At 68.0% G+C, this 20,411-nt stretch carries 9 protein-coding genes; 2 read left to right on the forward strand and 7 right to left on the reverse strand.

Annotated elements, in window-relative coordinates; all coding sequences use genetic code 11:
• Positions 1-9: 9 nt before the first annotated feature.
• From G6N60_RS05320 to G6N60_RS05345, 6 genes are all read right to left on the reverse strand, one after another.
• A complete protein-coding gene (locus G6N60_RS05320; protein WP_163733546.1) occupies positions 10-4,356 on the reverse strand; it encodes a cadherin-like domain-containing protein in 4,347 nt (1,448 codons plus the stop codon).
• A gap of 344 nt (positions 4,357-4,700) precedes the next feature.
• The gene (locus G6N60_RS05325; protein WP_163733549.1) at positions 4,701-5,786 is read right to left on the reverse strand and encodes a substrate-binding domain-containing protein; all 1,086 of its coding nucleotides are present in this window, start codon (positions 5,784-5,786) and stop codon (positions 4,701-4,703) included.
• 41 nt (positions 5,787-5,827) lie between these two features.
• Positions 5,828-7,504, reverse strand: coding sequence for a glycosyltransferase family protein (locus G6N60_RS05330; protein WP_163733553.1), 1,677 nt, complete (start codon positions 7,502-7,504; stop codon positions 5,828-5,830).
• Positions 7,501-8,976, reverse strand: a complete 1,476-nt coding sequence (locus G6N60_RS05335) for a glycosyltransferase (RefSeq protein ID WP_246241142.1) — start codon at positions 8,974-8,976, stop codon at positions 7,501-7,503. Before G6N60_RS05335 ends, G6N60_RS05330 begins: the two co-directional genes overlap by 4 nt.
• A 59-nt stretch (positions 8,977-9,035) precedes the next feature.
• Positions 9,036-10,568, reverse strand: a complete 1,533-nt coding sequence (locus tag G6N60_RS05340) for a hypothetical protein (protein WP_246240338.1) — start codon at positions 10,566-10,568, stop codon at positions 9,036-9,038.
• On the reverse strand, positions 10,565-12,517 hold the full coding sequence (locus G6N60_RS05345) for a hypothetical protein (protein ID WP_246241145.1): 1,953 nt from the start codon (positions 12,515-12,517) through the stop codon (positions 10,565-10,567). Before G6N60_RS05345 ends, G6N60_RS05340 begins: the two co-directional genes overlap by 4 nt.
• 1,003 nt (positions 12,518-13,520) lie before the next feature.
• Here G6N60_RS05345 and G6N60_RS05350 point away from each other — a divergent pair.
• On the forward strand, positions 13,521-15,260 hold the full coding sequence (locus G6N60_RS05350; protein WP_163733556.1) for a cellulase family glycosylhydrolase: 1,740 nt from the start codon (positions 13,521-13,523) through the stop codon (positions 15,258-15,260).
• 83 nt (positions 15,261-15,343) lie between these two features.
• Here the strand turns inward: G6N60_RS05350 and G6N60_RS05355 are convergent, their stop codons facing one another.
• Entirely contained in the window at positions 15,344-15,754 is a 411-nt protein-coding gene (locus G6N60_RS05355; RefSeq protein ID WP_163733559.1) for a hypothetical protein, read from the reverse strand.
• Positions 15,755-16,885: 1,131 nt separating this feature from the next.
• Here G6N60_RS05355 and rpoB point away from each other — a divergent pair.
• The gene (rpoB, locus tag G6N60_RS05360) at positions 16,886-20,404 is read left to right on the forward strand and encodes a DNA-directed RNA polymerase subunit beta (RefSeq protein ID WP_163733563.1); all 3,519 of its coding nucleotides are present in this window, start codon (positions 16,886-16,888) and stop codon (positions 20,402-20,404) included.
• Positions 20,405-20,411 lie beyond the last annotated feature (7 nt).

Genomic DNA, 20,411 nt, shown 5'->3' on the forward strand with positions numbered 1-20,411 from the left:
GTTGCGGCCCTACACCTTCTGCGCCGCAGCTGCCGCGGCCGCCTCGATGGCCTCGTTCTCCGAGAGCACCTGTTCGATGACGGCCACCGCGGGCTTCGGCGTCCAATCCTTGTGGTAGATGCCGAAACTGGCCTCCGTGGGATCCGAGCTGTTCCAGTCGACCAGGGTGTGGATGAACGCGGGCCCCGCGAAAGGGAGGTTGCGCCATGCGCGCAGGAAGTCGCCGATGAACGACGCCTGGTTCGCCTCCGACACCACCGACGCCGGCTGCCCGTACTCCGTCGCCCAGATCTTCTTGTTGCCATCGCCGTTGGCGACCATCAGCTGGTAGATCCGCTTGACCTGGCTGAGCGCGGACTCGGGGTTCCCGCCGCTCGTCGAGAACGGGTTGTTGTACAGATACGGATGGAACGACAGCGCGTCGAAGTATCCGGCAGCGCCCGCGGCATACATCTCGGTGACGAAGCGCACCGGGTTCTCGGTGAAGTTGCCGAAGTCGATCACCGAGCCGAGCGCCCCCGCGACCACCAGCGCATTGGGGTCGGCGCCCTTGATCGCCGTGTAGGCCGCCTTCAGCAGCGCGGTGTACTTCTTGGCGTCCGGCCCCGGCTGCCAGTACTGCCACCCGTTCGGCTCGTTCCACACCTCGTAGCTGGCGACCTTGCCCTTGTACCTGGCCGCGACCAGGGCCGCGAACTTGGCGAACTGTGCCGGGTCGTTGGGGCTGCCCGACACCGGCAGGGTGCCCGGGGTGACCGCCCAGTACGGCGTCGAGTTCAGGACGCCGAGCACCGTGATGCCCCTGGCCGTCGCGGTGTTGATGACCCGGTCGACCGCACTCCAGTCCAGTGACCAGCCCTGCACGGGTTGCACCGACGCCCAGGCGATCATCACCCGGATGGTGTCGATGCCGGTCGCCTGCAGGGCGTCCAGGGCGGTGTTGAGTTGCGCCTGGGTGTACAGCAGGAAGTCCGGTGCGTTGATCGCGACGGTCGTCGGCCGCTGGTCGACCGCCGTGGCCGACGGTGGCGCGATGGTCACCGAGACCGCCTGCGTCATGGTGCCGCCCAGGCCGTCGCTGACGGTCACCGTGAACGTGTCGGTGTCGACGCCGGGGGTGGCCAGCGCGGTGTAGCGAGCGTCGACCGTCGGGGTGTAGGTGTAGGCCCCCGTCGTCGCATCGAGCGTCAGCACGCCCTTCGTCGGACCGGTCGTCACGGTGTAGGTCAACGGGTCGCCCTCGGGGTCGACGGCGCTCACGACGCCGGTGACCGTGCCCAAGGCCGACGACGTGCTCGTCACGGTGTTCTGGCCGTTGCCCGGCGGGCGGTTGCCAGGAGGGTACGGAGTAATGGGCGCCGAGAGGGTGAACGTCGCGGTGCCGCCGTAGCCGTCGGTCACGGTGATGCGAATGTCCTCGGACTGCGTGGCCGCACCCGCGTTGGCTGCCGACGCCGCGTCGCGGGCGGCGATCGACGGCGTGTAGGTGAAGCTGCCGTCCGCGTTGACGACGAGCGTGCCCTTCTTCGGCGAGGATGCCTTGTAGGTGAGCGTGTCGCCGTCGGCGTCGGTCGCCGACAGCGTGCCGGTGACGACGCCAGTTCTCGGATCGACCTGGGTGATCGTGCCGTTGCCTCCGGTGGGCGCGGCGTTGGCGGGGCCGATCTTGACGGTCACCGCGACGGTCGCGACGCCGCCGTGGCCGTCGTCGACTGCCACGGTGAACGAGTCCTGCTTGTCGGCGGCCGTCGCCCCGGGCTTCATCGCGGCGTGCCGCGCCGCAGCATCCGGCGTGTAGACGAAAGTGCCTGTGGCAGTGACGGTTACCGTGCCCTTGGCGGGTCCGGAGACGGGCGTGTAGGTGACGGTGTCCTTGTCGGCGTCGCTTCCCTTGACGCTGCCGGTGACCACACCGGTGGCGCCGTTGGGCGTGCCGACCGTGGCCGTCGCCGTCGGCGCCTTGTTGGTCGGGCTGATGGCGACCTGGACCGTGGTGGTCACCACGCCGCGTCGCCCGTCGGACACCGTGACGGTGAAGCTGTCGGTGGTGGCGCCGCCCGACTGCGCGGCGGCGTGACGGGCCGCGGCGGTGGGGGTGTAGGTGAAGGTACCGTCGGCATTCACGGTCACCTTGCCCCGGCTGGGAGCGCCAGTCACGGTGTAGGTCAGGTGATCTCCGTCGGCGTCGGTCGCCCCAAGGCTCCCGGTGACGGCGCCGGTGGCCGTGCCCGGGGTGCCTGAGACGGGCGTGCCCACACTCGGAGGGGTGTTCGGCGGCACCAGCGAGACGATGCGCACCGTGCCGCCGCCCGGGTCGGTCACGTAGAGCTCGGTGCCGTCGGGGCTGACCGCGGACACCTGCTGGGCTGCGGTCCCCGACGCCGGGTGGGTGGTGACGTCGTGGAGCAGGACGCCGGACGCCGCGTCGAAGACGGCGACGCGGCCCGTGTCGTCGGTGACCACGACGGCACTCGCGTCGCGGCTCACCGCCACGCTGCTGGGCACGCCGCCGACGGCGATGGTCCGCACGACCGCGCGGGTCTTGGCGTCGATCACGGTGAGCGTCCCGGCATCGGAGCCGACGTACACGGTGGCGTTGTTCGGGCTGACTGTGAGACTCGTTGCGGCGCCGCCGAGTTGGCCGATCTTGACCGCCGTCGCCGACGAGGAGGTCGAGAAGACCAGCACCGAGGTGGTGCCGTCGCCGGCATCGCTGGTGACGTAGACCTTGGTGTTGTCCGCGCTGGCGGCGATCCCGGTTGCCCGGGACCCCGGCGGGAGCTTGTAGGTCGCGGCCACCTTGTTCGTCGCGGTGCTGATCCGCGTCACCGACGCCGTGCCGGAGTTCAGCACGTACACCGACGTGCCGGTGGGCGACATGGTCGGATCGCCCGGAGCGGTGACGGCGATGGTCGCCTTCACCGTGCCGGTCGCGGTGTCGATCACGGTGACCGTGTTCGCCGTCGAGCTCGACACGTACAGCCGGGTGCCGTCCTGCTTGACCGCGAGACCGTCGGGCGCGGTGCCTGCGGCGAACGTGCCGACCACCGATCCGGTGATGGTGTCGATCACCGTGACGGTGCCCGCATCCCGATTGGTCACGTAGGCACGGGTATTCGTCGCGGCGATGGCGCTGCCACCGCTCGTCCCCGGGACGTCGGTGCGCACCCCGAGTGGGATGGCGCTGATGGGGATGTCGAGTTGTACGGGTGCCTTCGTGGTCCCGTCGGAGACGGTGACCGTCATGGCGATGGTGGTGGGCTGACCGGTGACGCCCGCCTGGATGCGCTGCGCGGTGGTGGGGGTGTAGGTGAAGGCGCCACTGCTGGCATTGAAGACGAGTGTTCCCGCGGTGGGCTTGGTAGTCAGGGTGAGGGAGACCGCAGATCCCTCCGGGTCGGAGCCGACCACCTGACCCTTCACCACACCCGTCGTCGGGTCGGTCGTCGAGATGACGGCCGTGGCCGTCGGGGTCCCGTTCACCGCGGTGTTCAGCGCCGCGGTCGCGGCGAGGCTCTTGGCGGTCGTGGTGACACTCGCGGTGGGGGCCGTCGCGGTGTCCGGGATGCCGATCTCGCGGCGGGCGGCAGCGAGCAGCATCCACCCGATCGGCGAATCGGCCAGCCCGCGCTCGAGTGAGGTGAGCAGCGACGAGATCATCGGCGTGACGAGTCTTCTCACGATCGTGGCGATCGTGACCGGAGCCGGCTTCGCGGTGACGGGGGTCAGTGCGACCGGCGTCGTCGCCACGGTCGTCGCCGCCACGCTCACCGCAGTCGTCGCGGCCGACGGGGCGGTGTCCGGCGCGGCAGCTGCGGCGGTTTTGGGCGCCTGCGCCACAGCCGAATTCGCGACCTTGGTGGTCGGCTTGGTGGACGCGGTCTTGGCCGTGGGGGAGTCGGAGTCCGCGGTGCGACCGGAGCCGTTGTCCTGCTTGGTCGTCGAGGCGTGCCGGTGCTTCGAGGTGTGGGCACCGCCCGAGGACGACACCGACACCCCGGGCGCCACGTCGACGGTGCTGGCCGAACCGGTGCTGGGCGAACCGGTGCTGGGCGAACCGGTGGTGGGCGAGGACGTGGCGGGCGTGGTGGCCGAGGACCCGGTGGAGGACCCGGTGGTGGCCCCGCCGTGCGCGGATTCGGTACCGCCGGGAGTCTGCGCGGTGGTGCCCTCCGACGCGGTCTGACCGCCCGCCGTCGACGACGACGCACCGCCGCTCTGACTGTTCGCCGACGACGAGTCGCTCGTCGTATCGGGGTTTGCCCAGGCGATGCCTGCGGGTGCGGCGATCGCCGTACCGATACCGAGGGCGACGGCCAGGGCACCGATGCGACCGACGAATTCACTGTGCTTCAACGTCCATACCTCACTGGTCAGCACCGAGCCGCCCGCGTCTACGAGACCGCGGGCCGGCACTGTGTTGGGGTTCATTTCGGGTTTGACGTCGCCGTTAGTTTAACGCTTTTATAACGTTGCTGCATCTGTCCATGAAAGATTTGCCGGGGCCGGTCTGAATCGGTTAAACGTGCACTTTGGAGCGGTTTATACCATTAGCCTGATATTCCCAAATATGTTTGCTCGTGCGCCCGAATTTCCTACTCGCCGGTAACTGCCTTGGAATCTCCTGGCAAATGACCGCGCGCCACGGAACGCGCCGCTGACGGCTCGATCGCGCCGCTGGGGCATGCGTCAGACGAACGTCAGGACGCGTTGCCCCAGCACTTCTTCCGGCCGTCGGCCACGGTGATGCTCGGGACGCCGCGCTGGGGGTCATCGGTGACCAGGGCGACGCCGGTGGTGATCATGTCGACGCCGTAGTCCGGCACGGGTCGCGTCTGGTCCTTGAGGAAGGCGGCGATGGCATCGATGCCCCGCGTGGCCATCTCGCGGGGGTACTGCTGGGCGGTCGCCCCGAGGACGCCGGAGGCGACCAGTTGCATCCCCGGACGGCACCCACCGTCGACGGAGACCATGGTCGCGCGGTGGCCGGCGCTGGCCAGCACGTCGGCGGCGCCACGGGCGGCGGGCTCGTTGATGGTGTACACCAGATCGACGTCGGGGTCCTGCTGCAGACAGCGCCGCATCGCCTCCCGGCCGCCGTCCACGGCGCCGAAGGTGGCCTCGTGGCAGGCGATTCGGTAGGTGCCGTACCGGTACGGTCCGGTCGGCGCTTCGTCACCGTTGCGGCTCGGATCGGCCAGCGGGATGCCCATGCCCTCCAGGAATCCCTGGTCGCGGTTGAAGTCGGACTCCACCGCGCGGTTGACGAACAGGTCGAGCATCGCGATGACGACCGGCTGGCCCCGCATCTTCTCGGCCGCCCACGCTCCGATGAGCCTGCCCGCTTCGAAGTTGTCGGTCGCATAGGTGATGTCGGCGGCCGCCGGGTCGTTGGGCCTGGTGTCCAGCGCGACGACGAAGATCCCCGCCCTGCGGGCGCGCTTGAGAGCGCCGTCGACCGCCTGTCCGCTCGGCGTGATCATGATGGCCTTGTCACCGCGTTCGATCGCGGCGTCGATGGCGTGAATCTGACCGTCCACGTCGCCATCCCGGTCACCCGATGCCACGGACAGTTGCAGGCCGTCGGCCGCCGCGCGCTCCTGTGCGCCCCGTTGGATCTCCACGAAGTACGGGTTGGTCGTGGTCTTGACGATGAGCGCGACCCCGTCCGAGGGGTGGCTCTGGCTGTCGGCACTCCCGCACGCGGTGAACACCGTGACGAGCAGGCTGCCCACGACCGACGCGCCGAGCAGTCGTCGGCGGCCCCGTTCGAATCGGTGGATCATCTCAGCGTTCCCCTCGCTCCAGTCCGTCGATCACCGCGCCGTCAGCTCTCCGGGGCTGGGTCGAGCACCTTGTAGAGTCGCCAATTGGGTTGACTGTCACCGTCGTTGGGAATCTCCAACTCCAGCGTCGCGATGTCGGCACCCGTGTCGTAGAGCGTCGGATAGCGCAGGTTGAGGGCATCGGAGCGGCCCCGGCCGGTCGGGGGGACCGCCAGCAGGTAGCGGATGCCGCTGTCGACGGGGTCGTTGAGTAGGGCGGTGACGTCCGGATCGGAGGGCACCACGAAGGTCTGCGGACGGGGTGAGGCGGCCAGTATCGCGAAGCCGTAGACCGTGTCGGTGATGACGGAACTGTCTGGCAGATGCAGGTTCTCGAGGTATCGCGCGATTTGGCGTTCGGTCGAGAACGACGCCGCGATGCGACGCTCGAGCGCCTTGCGGGGGCTGGTGCTGTCGGGGTCGGGGGACAGGACCGCCCCCAGCGCGTACTCCTGGGGAGCGTACTTCGGCAGGCTCATCCCCCACGCCGTGAACGGCACGCAGATCGCGAGCGCCAGCAGCACCGGCAGATAGGCGAACCGCGAGTGCCGCCCCGGGTCGGGAATCCTGGGCGGTGGCGCATACCTGCCGCGCCGCTTGACCACGGCGGGCATTCCGTCAGGCACGGCCAGCACGGCCAGGAATGCCGTCAGCGGGACGGCGATGATGTAGAAGCGCAGGAACGGAAACGTCGATCCCGTTGCGTAACTGAGAGCCTGAAACGTCAGCGCGGCGCCGAAGATCGCCACCGGCACGATCAGCACCTGCCAGCGGGACTGCCGCCGGCGGCGCACCAGTGCCCACGTCGCGATCGGCAGCAGGGTCGGCGCCATCAGGAAGATGCACGCGAGGGCGAACCCGACGCCGGTGCCGAAGGTCGGTGCCTGCTGCCCGGACTGTTCGAGGATGGCGGCGTTGCCGTACTGAGAGGTGAACTGCGCGAACGCTTCTCCGGTGATCAGCCAACTGATCACCGCCCAGCCGAGGAACGCCGCCGTGCCCGGGCCGCTGACCATCAGCAGATCCAGCAGGGCCCGGCGCAGCCGCGGTCGAGCCCGCGCCCGCAGATAGGTGGTGGTCCCGACCACCAGGCCGGCGGCGGCGATGCACGCCACGGCGTCGTAGCGGGTGAGATAGGCCAGCCCCATGGCGATGCCGCCCGCGGTCACGAGGTGGTGCACGTCGTCGTCGGCCATCCACAGGATGAGCCGCCGCACGGCCCAACTCATGAAGAAGATGAACGGCGCCTCGCTCATCCCGTTGGAGCCGTAGAACACGATCATCGGGTTGACGGCGAAGAGGACGGCGACGGCGAGCGAGTAGGCCCGCGGCAGACCGCGATCGATTCCCGCGCTGAGGATCTGCAGCACCGCGCCGGCCATGAACAGCGCCGACATGGCGCTACCCGACAGCGCCCGCGCCGTCACGTCCGGCCACCACGGGCTGAGCGCAATCCACGGGATCTCGACCAGCGCGGTCAGCGGGGTGAAGATGAAGCCGATGGCCGCCAGATGCGGGTCGCGGCTGAACAACACCGACTGCGCGGCGGACACCCTGGCCAGCGAGTCACCGATGATGAAGCCGTGACGGACCTGCAGCCAGTACCCGACGACGAGGTACCCCAGCAGCGAGGCGCAGCACACCCCGATCTTGAGTCGCCGGTCGGTGTGTCGGGTCATGACGGGGCGGGGCCGCCTTCCGAACCGGCGTCGGGTTTGGCCGCCAGACCGTGAAAGGTCTTCTCCCAGTAAGACGGATTGCGAATCATCTGATACATGCCCTTGGTGGCGGCGACGCTCATCATCAACCAGAACACCGGCACGGTGAGTGCGGCGGTCAGCAGGTCGGAGCGGTCGTCCTCCCGCAGCGCGATCAGGTTCATGAAGACCGTCGCGGCATTGCCCAGGACCAGGGCGATGAGGGCGGGGAAGTAGACGAACCACGGAAAGACGTCCTCCACCAACGCCGGTTGGCCGAGGAACCACACCGCCGTGATGAGCCAGAAGGCCATGTTCAGCACCGCGATGACCGGGGTTCCGGCGAGCACCAGGTTGAACCGCAGGAAGCTCCGTGGGCCGATCGTGCGCAGCAGCCGCGCGGGATGGCGGATCTGTACCAGCCAGGTCTGCAGGTAGCCCTTGTACCACCGCGAGCGTTGTCGCACCCAGTTGATCGGGTCGCTGTTGGCCTCCTCCAGCGTCGACGAGTCGATGACGGCGGTGCGATATCCGTTGGCCGCGATGCGAATTCCGAGATCGGCGTCCTCGGTGACGTTGAAGGGATCCCACGCCCCGATGCGTTCCAGGACGTCGCGGCGGAGATGATTCGACGTGCCGCCCAACGGAATTGCCGACGTGCTGCCCATCATGCCGGGCAGCAGATACCCGAACCACAGCGCGTACTCCGCGGTGAACCACGCCGTGAGCAGATTCTGATGGCCGTTGTGATAGACGAGCTTGGCCTGCACGCACGCGACGGTGTCGGGCAGATCCTTGAAGGCGGCGACGACCCGTCGCAGCTGCAGCGGCTCCGGGAGATCCTCGGCGTCGAAGATCGTGACGACCTCACCGGTCGCGAAGTGCAGGCCGTAGTTGCAGGCCTTGGGTTTGGTGCGCGGTTCGGCGGGCGGCACCAGCACGATCGTGATCGCGTCGGAATCCTCGCAATTGCGGGCGGCGCTGATCGTGACGTCGTCATCGGCCTCCAGCAAGAGGAGCACCTGGAGCTTGTCCTCCGGATACTCCAGGGCGGCCATCGCGCCGATGAGGTCGCCCACCACCTCGAGCTCCCCGTATGCGGGCACCAGGATGGTGTAGCGGGGGAGCTCGTCGTCGGTCAGCGCCCTGGCCGCCTCGTCGGTGATCACGATGGGCCGCGAATTGAGTCCCTCGCGGAAGATCAGCACCCGGTCGAGCATGGTCAGCAGATAGCCCAGCGTGCAGACGGCGATGACCCCGACCGCGGTGACCATGGGCTGCCAGATCGCACACACCACCGAGACGACGAGCATCGTCCACAGGGCGACCCGCTGCCAACGGGTGACGGTGATCGACGCCGAGCGCGTCGGGTTGTCGTCGCGCAGACCGTTGATCGCCCGGTCCAGAATCCAGTGCTGCTCGGCGACGGTCACGGTCGCCGGCGAGGGACGCACCGCCGCGGTGTCGGGCGCCTGCGCCGTGGCGGGTGTCGTCGGCCGTTCGAGTTGGTCGGTCACGACGCTGCCGCCGGCGGGCTCTGCGCGGCGACCAGGGCACGGCCGAAGCCGGTCAGCAGGTCGGCGTCCTTGAACGTCGGTGTCCGCTCGTCGAGTACGGCGTTGCCGCGGAAGAGCAGGGTCAGCAGGGTGCGCAGCGTCGACGTCAGGTCGGTCGACGGCGTCGGGAAGGGGGCATCCGGCCGGTGGTCGTCGACGGCGAAGATGGTCACACGCTCGGCCAGATCGGCGTTGCCCCAGGCGAATTGCAGTGCATTCCAGGTAATGAGCAGCTTGTCGTCGACGACGGACGCCAGCTGGCCGGTGACGCCCATTCCGAGATTGACGGGGCGCAGTGCGCTGAAGCGGGCACCCGTCAGACCGTAGAGCACCCGGCCGGGATACACGCCGAAGGAGAAGGGCCGTTCACTGATCAGGCTGTCGACCACCAGGGTTCGGGGCCGAGACAGCTTGTCCCACCTAAAGCTTCCGGTGTCGGCCACCATCGTCTGCCGGACGAGGACCGCCTTCGCGCCGTACAGGCGGTTCACGTCGTTGAAGTCTCGCGTGGCGACGGTCGACCAGGTCGGGGGAGTGACGAGCGGACGGCCGGGTACCAGTGGCGCCGGGCTGGAGCGCGAGATCGCCGCCGTCGTCGTGTCGGCGGGCAACGGCAGGGTCGCCAGCACCACGGCGACCCCGACGACCATCGGGATGCCCGACCACACCTGTTTGGCCGCAAGCGGTTCGATCTTGCGCTCTAGAACCTGCTTGGGCATGCCGCGCCGCGCGGCGGCGAACATCGCCAGACCGACGACGGCCATGGCGGTCAGGGCGGGCACCTCCTGATAGACCTGGAGTGGGGCATCGGTGAACGTGCTGTCGATGAGGATGAGGACGGCGAAGCCCACGATCCACGCGAACACTGATCCCCAGAATCCGCGACGAATGGTGCGGCCCACGGCAATTCCCGTACCGACCCCCGCGATGACCAACGCGGCACTGCCCGCCGCGAAGTTACCCCCGCCCAGTGAGGCGACCGTCAGCTGATAGGGGAGCGGGAACACCAGCAGCAGGAATCCCCACACCCACGCGAAGCGCATCACCGGGCGCAGTCCGAACAGCACGGTGCAGCAGCAGACGACGTAGAGCCACATCGCCAGCAGGTCGAGCCGAAGGAGGTTGAAGTACAGCGCATACCGCGGCATCAGGACGCCCTGCAGCAGCACGGCCAGCACGAAGCCCATCACGCCGACGATGACGTCGGTCTGGCGGTCGTGGATGGGCAGCTCGGTCCGGTGCCGACGGGCCACGCCGATGGCGACCAGGATCGCCGCCGCCGGCACGGTCCACACGTAGGCGCCCAGGCTCTCCGCGCGGCTCGTTGCAGCGAGGCTGAACAGGCTGGCACGGAACGCGACGCACGCCGCGATCGCGATGATGGCCCACCGCGCCACCAGGCGGTAGGTGGGGTGCAGGGCATAGATCCACCCTGCGAACGCTGCTCGCCGCCGCGGCGGGGCGATCGCCGGACTGACCGCCGTGCTCACGCGGGCCGTCGGCGTCGGCGCAGAACCACGATGGCGCCGACCGCGACGAGCGTGGCCAGGGCCGCGGCAGCCGCCCCGTACAGCACGCCACGGTGCCCCGAGGAGGCGGCGGCCTGCGGGGGCAAGGGATCACCGGCGCCGAACGCGACGGGATCGTGACCGGTCGCGGCGATGAGCGCGCTGCCCTTGACCTGGGACCACCGCGCGGTGTCGGCGTTGACCCAGTCGAGCAGTGCGTCGAGCCGTCCGGGGTTGCCGTTCGACGTGGCGACCAGCACGGTGCGATCGCCGTCGAGCACCGTCTGCAGCGACCCGAACGCCATCGCCGGGTCGAGGGTCAGCGTGCCGGGATCGCCTGTGCCATCGGGGTTTCCGACGGTCAGCCGGGCATTCGCGTCGACCGACACCGGCAGCTTCAACCGCGGATTGGTCCAGCCGCCGGCGCTCACCAGGACCGCGGGGTTGGCCGAGGCCGCGGCGTCCGACAGGTTCGTCACCGCGGTGTCGATCGGCAACGCGCTGAGGCGCTGTAGGGCGACGAGGATGTTCACCGCGCGCCGAGCGTCGTCGAACCCGTCCTCGACGCCGATCTCCAGGCGCGGCATCAGCGCCTGCGGAAGCGACTGGAACCCACCGGGCAGCGGGGGCGTCGACCGGACGCTCTGCACCGCGGTGTCGCCGTCGATGGTGAGCGTCACGGGCTGAAAGTCACCGCAGTGCCCGGTGTTGCCACTGATCTGCATCGCGACCCCGAGGTTGGTGTAGCGCTGCAGGAGGCGGTCGGGCACGTCCACCCAGCGGTCGATGGCGCCCGAGGGATCGGCGGGCCAGCGGTCGACGGTCTGGCCGGCGATGGCGGCGACCAACTGGCCGCCGACCGAGGCGGGCAGCGGCGTATAGGAGCCGCGCAGCCGGACGCGCACGTCGTGGGCGGAGCGTCCCAGCCGGGTCTGGTCGAGCGCGATCGAGACCTGCGGCGTCAGGGCCGTGGCGTTGACGCCCGGCTGGCCGAGCTGGCGGATCGTGGTGTCGTCGGGGGGCAGTTGGGCGCTCGAGCGCAGCGGACCCGCGACGGCCTTGGAGCTGATCGCCAGCCGGCCCAGATTGCTCGACACCATGCGCGCCTGGTTCGTCAGTTCGCCGGCCGGTCCGGTGATGGCCAGCGCAGGCACCCCGTTGCCGGGCAGCAGGGTCACGCCGGTGCCGGGATCCTCGCGGATCACCACCTGGCGCTGCAGCGGCAGTGACGCCACCGGGGGTGCGGTGGCGCCGGCGGGCAGGGGCAGCACGACGACGTTGGGGCGCTGCGTGCCGTACCGGGCCACGACCGCGGTCGCCAGCCGCACCGCTGCGTCGGTCTCGGTACGCGATGGCCGTTCGGGGAGGTAGACGTCGAGCTGCTGCAGCACGGGCGGCAGGAAGTCGGCGACGACCTGCGGCGGCGCCTCGACGCCGTCGTAGCGGACGCTGCTCTCGGCCAGTCGCAGCGGATTGGTGGGCTCGAAGCAGTAGCCATCGGTCGGCGCGAGGTACGTCCGCAGGACCACGGTCACCGCGTTGTCGACGATCGACGCACCGGCCAGCGGGATGGAGACCGGCGTGCGATCGACGACGGGAAGGTCCACCCGGGACAGGACGCGATCATCCTGCGTGACGGTCATGACGCCGCTCGCCATGTTCACCGGGATCTCCAGGACCGCGTCGATCGAGGCCGGAACCAGCCCAGGAGGTACGGGAATGGTGACCGACGCCGTGCCCTCCGCCCCGAAGAACGCCAGCGTCGAATCCGACCCCACGCTGGTCAGGCTGAGCTGGGGTGCGACCGCCTCGCCCGCACCATCGTCCGGGGATACTGCGGCCGGCTCGGCCGAGCCCAGCCCCGTACCCGCCGACACGACCAGAACGACCGCGCTCACCAGCGCGCCAGCGACCCCACGCGCCCGACCCATGTGCACGGCGCGATAGTAGCTAGCTATCCGGGTTTGCTAAACCCGAACCGTTTAATCGGTGAAATTTTGCGTAGGTGAAACACTCGGGATCGCTGTTCAGGGCGTCATGGTGCGGTTGGCTATGGGTTGCCTGGGAGAAACTGGCAAACGCGCCAGCGCCCGTCGGCAAATATACGTGCACGTCAAACCGTTGAAGCTCGGCATGCCCGGCTAACGCGACCGCCCGTTGCTGCGGAGCTTGGCGGCGAATTCGCGGCGCCCGAGGCACCTAGTACGTCTTCTCGTCCATGGCCAACCCGACGACCACGGCGATCGCCACGACCGCCAAGACCACCCACAGTGTCATCGTCATCAGTTTTCCCGTCCATAGGTATGAAAAGAGCCGCAAAAGATACCTAGAGTATGGAACGCAATTACCCGGTTCGTCAATAAGTGGTGCTGGTGGGGCGGGTGTGACTTAGCTCCAGCAACCTTTTGGACACCCTCCGCCGACCCCGCTCCACGGGGTGGTTCAGCTGGCTCACAGGTCGGTTTGCAGCTAACTCGGCCTCGGCAGGGCCACCAGCTTTTCCGTAATCGTCGACCTGTGTGCGACGTGAGTGCCCGCGAGCCGGGCCGACGCTGTGAACAGCGTCGTTCGCGCATGTCAGCGGCCAAATCCGGGCGCATGGCTGAACTTTACTGGCCAGGTGCGGAACTTTGCTAAATCGGCACGATCGGGGAAGTTTGCGGGATGACCAGTCCCGAGGCTGCCTGTGAGCTGCCTGTCGGACCGCGCCGCAGACCCCTTCTGACGAAACATACTATTTGCTGGATTCATTTTCTACGTGGTCATAAGGCCATTTGCGGTGTTACTTTCGGTTGGTCGAGACGCGCACTTACTGCCGCGTCGAATAGCGAGTTTGGAGTGTTCATGAGGGGTAACAGAAGGCGGAGGGCGCGTTTCGTCGCCAGTCGGCTCATGGTTGCAGGTGGATCGTCAGCGCTGATCTCAGCGGCGGTAATGAACATTGCTGTACCTCCACCGCATCCGACGGCTTACGCGATCGTCGACACTGCCGAGATCGTCCAGTCCTCCGATACGGTCGGATTTGCTGACTCGCAGCTGTACGGTGAGACCCCTGCGGAGATCAACGCGAACCTCGACCTGCTGCAGTCGACGGGTAGCAACACCGTGCGCATCGACATTCCCTGGGCGGGGGTGGAGCCACTGCAGGGGACGTACGACTGGTCCGAGGTCGACGACATCGTGCAGGCCGCCGAGAGCCGCGGCATGGCGATCGACGCGGACATCAACTCCACGCCGTACTGGGCCGCGACGAGCGGGACGCCTCCGATCAGCGGCCCGCCTGCGTCGGACGCCGCCTACGCTGCCTTCGCCTCTCAGGTCGCCACCCGCTACGCCGGCCAGATCTCGTCCTACGAGATCTGGAACGAGCCCAACAGCGCGCAGTTCTGGTCCACGGGTCCCGACGCTGCCGCCTATACGGCGCTGCTCAAGGCGGCTTACCCGGCGATCAAGGCCGCTGATCCGTCGGCGCTCGTCGTGGCAGGCGCGGTCGGCTCGGTCATCGACTTCGGCAACTTGACCGAGAACCCCGTGGAGTTCCTCAGCAAGGTCTATGCGGACGGGGGAGGGGGCTACTTCGACGCCCTGTCGTTCCACCCGTACTCGCCCACCCTGGAGTTCTCGCAGGGCGCCGACGTGCCCAACTCGGCCCTCTCGCAGCTGGAGGCCATCCGCCAGCTGATGGTCGCCAACGGTGACTCCAGCAAGCTGATCTGGGCGACGGAGTACGGGCTGGAGACCAGTCAGGTGAGCCAGCAGACCCAAGCCACCTTCATTTCGGACTTCCTGAATTCCTGGTCTGGGCTGTCGTATGTGGGGCCGCAGTTCATCTACACCGTCCAGCAAACGACGGCTGCCGATCAGGCAGACCCCAGTGACACCTACGGCGTCTTCAACGTGGACGGCACGCCGACCCCCGCTGAGCAAGCGATCGCCGCGTTCATCGCCGCGCACCCGCTGACGATCACCCCGCCGCCGCCCGTCACGACCAACCCGCAGGCGGCCTTCGCCGCGGCCCTCGCGTCGTTCGTGCAGCAGGTGATGCAGGCCTACGTCAAGGCGTTCCTCACCGCCCTGGCCAATGCCTTCACGACGCCGGCGACGACGCAGGCCACGGCGGCGACGGTCAAGGCGGACGTCAAGGTCGACACGGCCGTGAAGGCGGCGACCACGCCCGTGAAGACGGCCGCGGGCACGACGGCGTCGGACGTAACGGCCACGACGACCGACACGGCGGCCACCAAGACGGACGCGGCGACCAAGACCGATACGGCTGCCAAGACCGATACGGCTGCCACCACGGCCACGGCGGCTGCCACCACGGCCACTGCGGCTGTGGCCACGGACACGACGACGCCGACGGCGGCCGTCACGCGTGCGGCCACGCCGGGTCAGGCGTTGGAGAACGCGGTCGGTGGACTGGGCCGCAATCTCGAGGCGGCCGTTGGGGCGGTCGGCAAGAACCTCGAGGCGGCTGCGGCCGGCCAGAGTGCGTCGATTAACGGTGCCACCAGCGCATCGACCGGCGGTGCCACCAGCGCATCGACCGGCACGGCGGGTGCCGCCAAGGGCGCCGCGGCGAAGGGAACGTCCGCAGCCGGGTCTGCCGGGGCCGGTGCGGCGTCGTCCGCCAGCAAGGGTGGCAAGCACGCGAAGCAGGCCACCGGTTCCTAACGGTCCCGAAACGACAAGACAGGCCAGGCCTTTCGGCCTGGCCTGTCTTTCGTGAATGGACCGGCGCGAGCGCCGGGTCCGGGTTAGCCGCCGATCGAGCCGGTGTTGGTCTGGGCGCTGCCGCCGAAGATCTTCTGCAGGTTGTTGCCGAGCCCGCCGAGGATGCTCTGGACGTTCTTGCCCGTGCCGCCCGCGGCGTTCTGCAGGTTGGTGCCGGTCCCGCCCGCGGCGTTCTGCAGGTTGGTGCCGAACCCGCCGGCGATGGACTGGAGGTTCTTACCCGTGCCGCCTGCGGCGCTCTGCAGGTTCTTGCCCGCGCCACCGGCGATGCTCTGGACGTTCTTGCCGATGCCTCCGGCGATGCTCTGGATGTTGTCGCCGATGTTGGCCGACGCGGTTCCTGCCGGAACCGCGAGCAGCAGGCCGCCCGCGAACAGGGCTGCGCCGACCATCTTCTGAGCACGCCCGACGGACAGTGCACGAATATCTCCCATGATGAATCTCCTTCAAAACACTCGTGGACGCCCCGTTGATGGCCTCCGTACAGGAAGCAGATTAGCCACGTCACACCCTGGGGCAAACATAGAAATGCGTCTCGAGGGGCTGGTAGTTGCGTTGGCAAATAAACTGTCGCGGATTCGATCTTGACCCGCGCGCAGATTTGCTGGTCAACGGACTTTTGCTTGCCGTGGGCAACTAACCAAGTTCTTAAAAATCACCAAGATGGCAGGTGGAAGCGGTGTTTCGGGCCCATCCCAGTTCGATACCGGTGCGGTCTCACCCCCGGATAGTGACGTAGCGGCTAACCGGATCTGGCCCGGCCTTCGCCATCCCCGGGGTGGTCGTCACCAAGTCACAGGTGACGGCATGGAAGGGGGGCCTCCAGCGAATTGCTGCGATTGCGAAGTGAGGACAAGTTGGCGCTCGCGGGCCGCCGTTGGGGCGACTTTCGCAGCGGCGGGGTCCCTGGAGTCGGACCGGCGTCGCCCGAGGTGAGGCCACGGACGCCGACGGGAACGGGTGCAGCCCGCGGATCGCCGACGAGGGTCTACCGCGCATCCGGCGGTGGCTCGTCCCGGGCGGGAGGGGATTGCCAGGGTCTTGCGCGATCGTCAATTACGGGACGGGCGGCGACCGACGATGAGACGACGGGGACGCCGACCGCAGCCGCCGGCGGCGGGCTCGAGGGCCTTCGGCGCCGTCGCGGTGTAGAGGTCCCGGCGCGAGCGCCATCCGCCCGCGGCGCGACCGGACGGTGAATTCGGCGAAGAAGTTCGCCTCGATCGGCGCGTCAAGTCTTGACGGAAGGGTGCAAACGGGTCAATCTGTTGGTCAGCATGTGTGCACGGGTCGAGATTGCCAGCCAGCGCCGATTCCGTGAACGCTTCGGCGCCGCATGCGGTAGTTGAGGAATGCGCCGTCCTGCGCTACTGTTGGACGTTGCGCTGGCTGCATCCTGCCCTCCCTCATCCGCCTTCTGACTCGGCCGACCTACTTCTGAGCTCTGCTCGGTGAGCTAGGCGCGTGTCACCAGGCCGAGACCAGGCTTGAGAACGCCAGCCGACCTAACGCAGATAACGCGGCGGAGGGGTTCGGCCACGGCCGGTCTCCGATAGTCGCATCCGGTGCTGGAAGGATGCATCTTGGCAGTCTCTCGCCAGAGCAAGTCAGTAGAAAACCCCAACAACTCCGTTCCTGGAGCACCTAACCGCGTGTCGTTCGCCAAGCTCCGTGAGCCTCTCGAGGTTCCCGGCTTGCTCGACGTGCAAACCGACTCCTTCGAGTGGCTGATCGGTTCGGACAGCTGGCGCGAGAAGGCGCTCGAGCGCGGCGAGGTCTCCCCCGTCGGCGGCCTCGAAGAGGTGCTGACGGAGTTGTCGCCGATCGAGGACTTCGCGGGCACGCTGTCGCTGAGCTTCTCCGATCCGCGCTTCGACGAGGTGAAGGCACCCGTCGACGATTGCAAGGAGAAGGACCAGACCTACGCGGCGCCGCTGTTCGTCACCGCCGAGTTCATCAACAACACCACCGGCGAGATCAAGAGCCAGACCGTCTTCATGGGCGACTTCCCCATGATGACCGAGAAGGGCACCTTCATCATCAACGGCACCGAGCGTGTCGTGGTGTCCCAGCTGGTCCGTTCGCCGGGTGTCTACTTCGACAAGAGCAAGGACAAGGCCACCGAGAACGACCTGACGAGCGTCAAGGTCATCCCCGGCCGCGGCGCCTGGCTCGAGTTCGACGTCGACAAGCGCGCCACCGTCGGCGTGCGCATCGACCGCAAGCGTCGCCAGCCCGTCACGGTGCTGCTGAAGGCGCTCGGCTGGACCAGCGAGAAGATCACGGAGCGCTTCGGCTTCTCCGAGATCATGATGTCCACCCTCGAGAAGGACAGCACCGCCGGTCCCGACGAGGCGCTGCTCGACATCTACCGCAAGCTGCGCCCGGGCGAGCCGCCGACCAAGGAGTCCGCGCAGACCCTGCTGGAGAACCTGTTCTTCAAGGAGAAGCGCTACGACCTGGCCCGTGTCGGCCGCTACAAGGTCAACAAGAAGCTGGGCCTCAACGCCGGCCAGCCGATCACGTCCTCGACGCTGACCGAAGAGGACATCGTCGCGACGATCGAGTACCTGGTGCGCCTGCACGAGGGCCAGACCACGATGACCGCCCCCGGCGGCGTCGAGGTCCCCGTCGAGGTCGACGACATCGACCACTTCGGCAACCGCCGTCTGCGTACCGTCGGCGAACTGATCCAGAACCAGATCCGCGTGGGCCTGTCCCGCATGGAGCGCGTCGTGCGCGAGCGGATGACGACTCAGGACGTCGAGGCGATCACGCCGCAGACCCTGATCAACATCCGTCCCGTCGTGGCCGCGATCAAGGAGTTCTTCGGAACCAGCCAGCTGTCGCAGTTCATGGACCAGAACAACCCGCTGTCGGGCCTGACCCACAAGCGTCGCCTGTCGGCGCTGGGCCCGGGTGGTCTGTCCCGTGAGCGCGCCGGCCTCGAGGTCCGTGACGTGCACTCCAGCCACTACGGCCGGATGTGCCCGATCGAGACCCCGGAAGGCCCGAACATCGGCCTGATCGGCTCGCTGTCGGTGTACGCACGGGTCAACCCGTTCGGCTTCATCGAGACGCCGTACCGCAAGGTCGTCGACGGTGTCGTCACCGACGAGATCCACCACCTCACCGCCGACGAGGAGGACCGCTACGTCGTCGCGCAGGCCAACTCGCCGATCGACGAGAACAACCGGTTCACCGAGGATCGAATCCTGGTGCGCCGCAAGGGCGGCGAGGTCGAGAACGTCTCGCCGAGCGACGTGGACTACATGGACGTCTCGCCGCGCCAGATGGTGTCGGTGGCCACGGCCATGATTCCGTTCCTCGAGCACGACGACGCCAACCGCGCCCTCATGGGTGCCAACATGCAGCGCCAGGCGGTTCCGCTGGTGCGCAGCGAGGCACCTCTGGTCGGCACGGGCATGGAACTGCGCGCCGCGATCGATGCGGGTGACGTGGTCGTCGCCAACAAGGCGGGCGTCATCGAGGAGGTGTCCGCGGACTACGTCACGGTGATGGCCGACGACGGCACCCGGCACACCTACCGGATGCGCAAGTTCGCCCGCTCTAACCACGGCACGTGCGCCAACCAGCGCCCGATCGTGGACTCGGGGCAGCGGGTCGAGGCCGGTCAGGTCATCGCCGACGGGCCGTGCACCGAGAACGGCGAGATGGCGCTGGGCAAGAACCTGCTCGTCGCGATCATGCCGTGGGAGGGTCACAACTACGAGGACGCGATCATCCTGTCGCAGCGTCTGGTCGAAGAGGACGTGCTCACCTCGATCCACATCGAGGAGCACGAAATCGACGCCCGGGACACGAAGCTGGGCGCCGAGGAGATCACCCGGGACATCCCGAACGTCTCCGACGAGGTGCTGGCCGATCTCGACGAGCGCGGCATCGTCCGCATCGGTGCCGAGGTCCGCGACGGCGACATCCTGGTCGGCAAGGTCACGCCGAAGGGCGAGACCGAGCTGACCCCGGAGGAGCGCCTGCTGCGTGCCATCTTCGGTGAGAAGGCCCGCGAGGTCCGCGACACGTCGCTCAAGGTGCCCCACGGCGAGTCCGGCAAGGTCATCGGCGTGCGGATGTTCTCCCGCGAGGACGACGACGAGCTGCCCGCCGGCGTCAACGAGCTGGTCCGCGTCTACGTGGCCCAGAAGCGCAAGATCTCCGACGGCGACAAGCTCGCCGGACGCCACGGCAATAAGGGCGTCATCGGCAAGATCCTGCCGATCGAGGACATGCCGTTCATGCCGGACGGCACGCCGGTCGACATCATCCTGAACACGCACGGTGTGCCGCGACGGATGAACATCGGCCAGATCCTCGAGACGCACCTGGGCTGGGTTGCCAAGGCGGGCTGGAACATTCAGGTCGCCGGCGCCACCGGAGAGCTGCCCGAGTGGGCGGAGAACCTGCCCGAGGACCTGCTGTCGTCCGAGCCCAACAGCATCGTCTCCACGCCCGTCTTCGACGGTGCGCGCGAGAACGAGCTGCAGGGTCTGCTCGGCGCGACGCTGCCCAACCGCGACGGCGACGTGATGGTCGACGCCGACGGCAAGTCGCAGTTGTTCGATGGCCGCAGTGGCGAGCCGTTCCCGTACCCGGTGACGGTCGGCTACATGTACATCCTCAAGCTGCACCACTTGGTCGACGACAAGATCCACGCCCGCTCGACCGGCCCGTACTCGATGATCACCCAGCAGCCGCTCGGTGGTAAGGCGCAGTTCGGTGGTCAGCGATTCGGTGAGATGGAGTGCTGGGCCATGCAGGCCTATGGCGCGGCGTACACGCTGCAGGAGCTCCTGACCATCAAGTCCGACGACACCGTCGGTCGGGTCAAGGTGTACGAGGCGATCGTCAAGGGCGAGAACATCCCCGAGCCCGGTATTCCGGAGTCGTTCAAGGTGTTGCTCAAGGAGCTTCAGTCGCTGTGCCTCAACGTCGAGGTGCTGTCGTCGGAGGGTCACGCGATCGAAATGCGCGACAGCGACGACGAGGACCTGGAGCGCGCTGCCGCGAACCTGGGAATCAACTTGTCCCGCAACGAATCTCCGTCCGTCGAGGATCTCGCATAACCGACCC

Origin of the sequence: Mycolicibacterium madagascariense (genome assembly GCF_010729665.1) — a bacterium.
Classification (GTDB): Bacteria; Actinomycetota; Actinomycetes; order Mycobacteriales; family Mycobacteriaceae; genus Mycobacterium; species Mycobacterium madagascariense.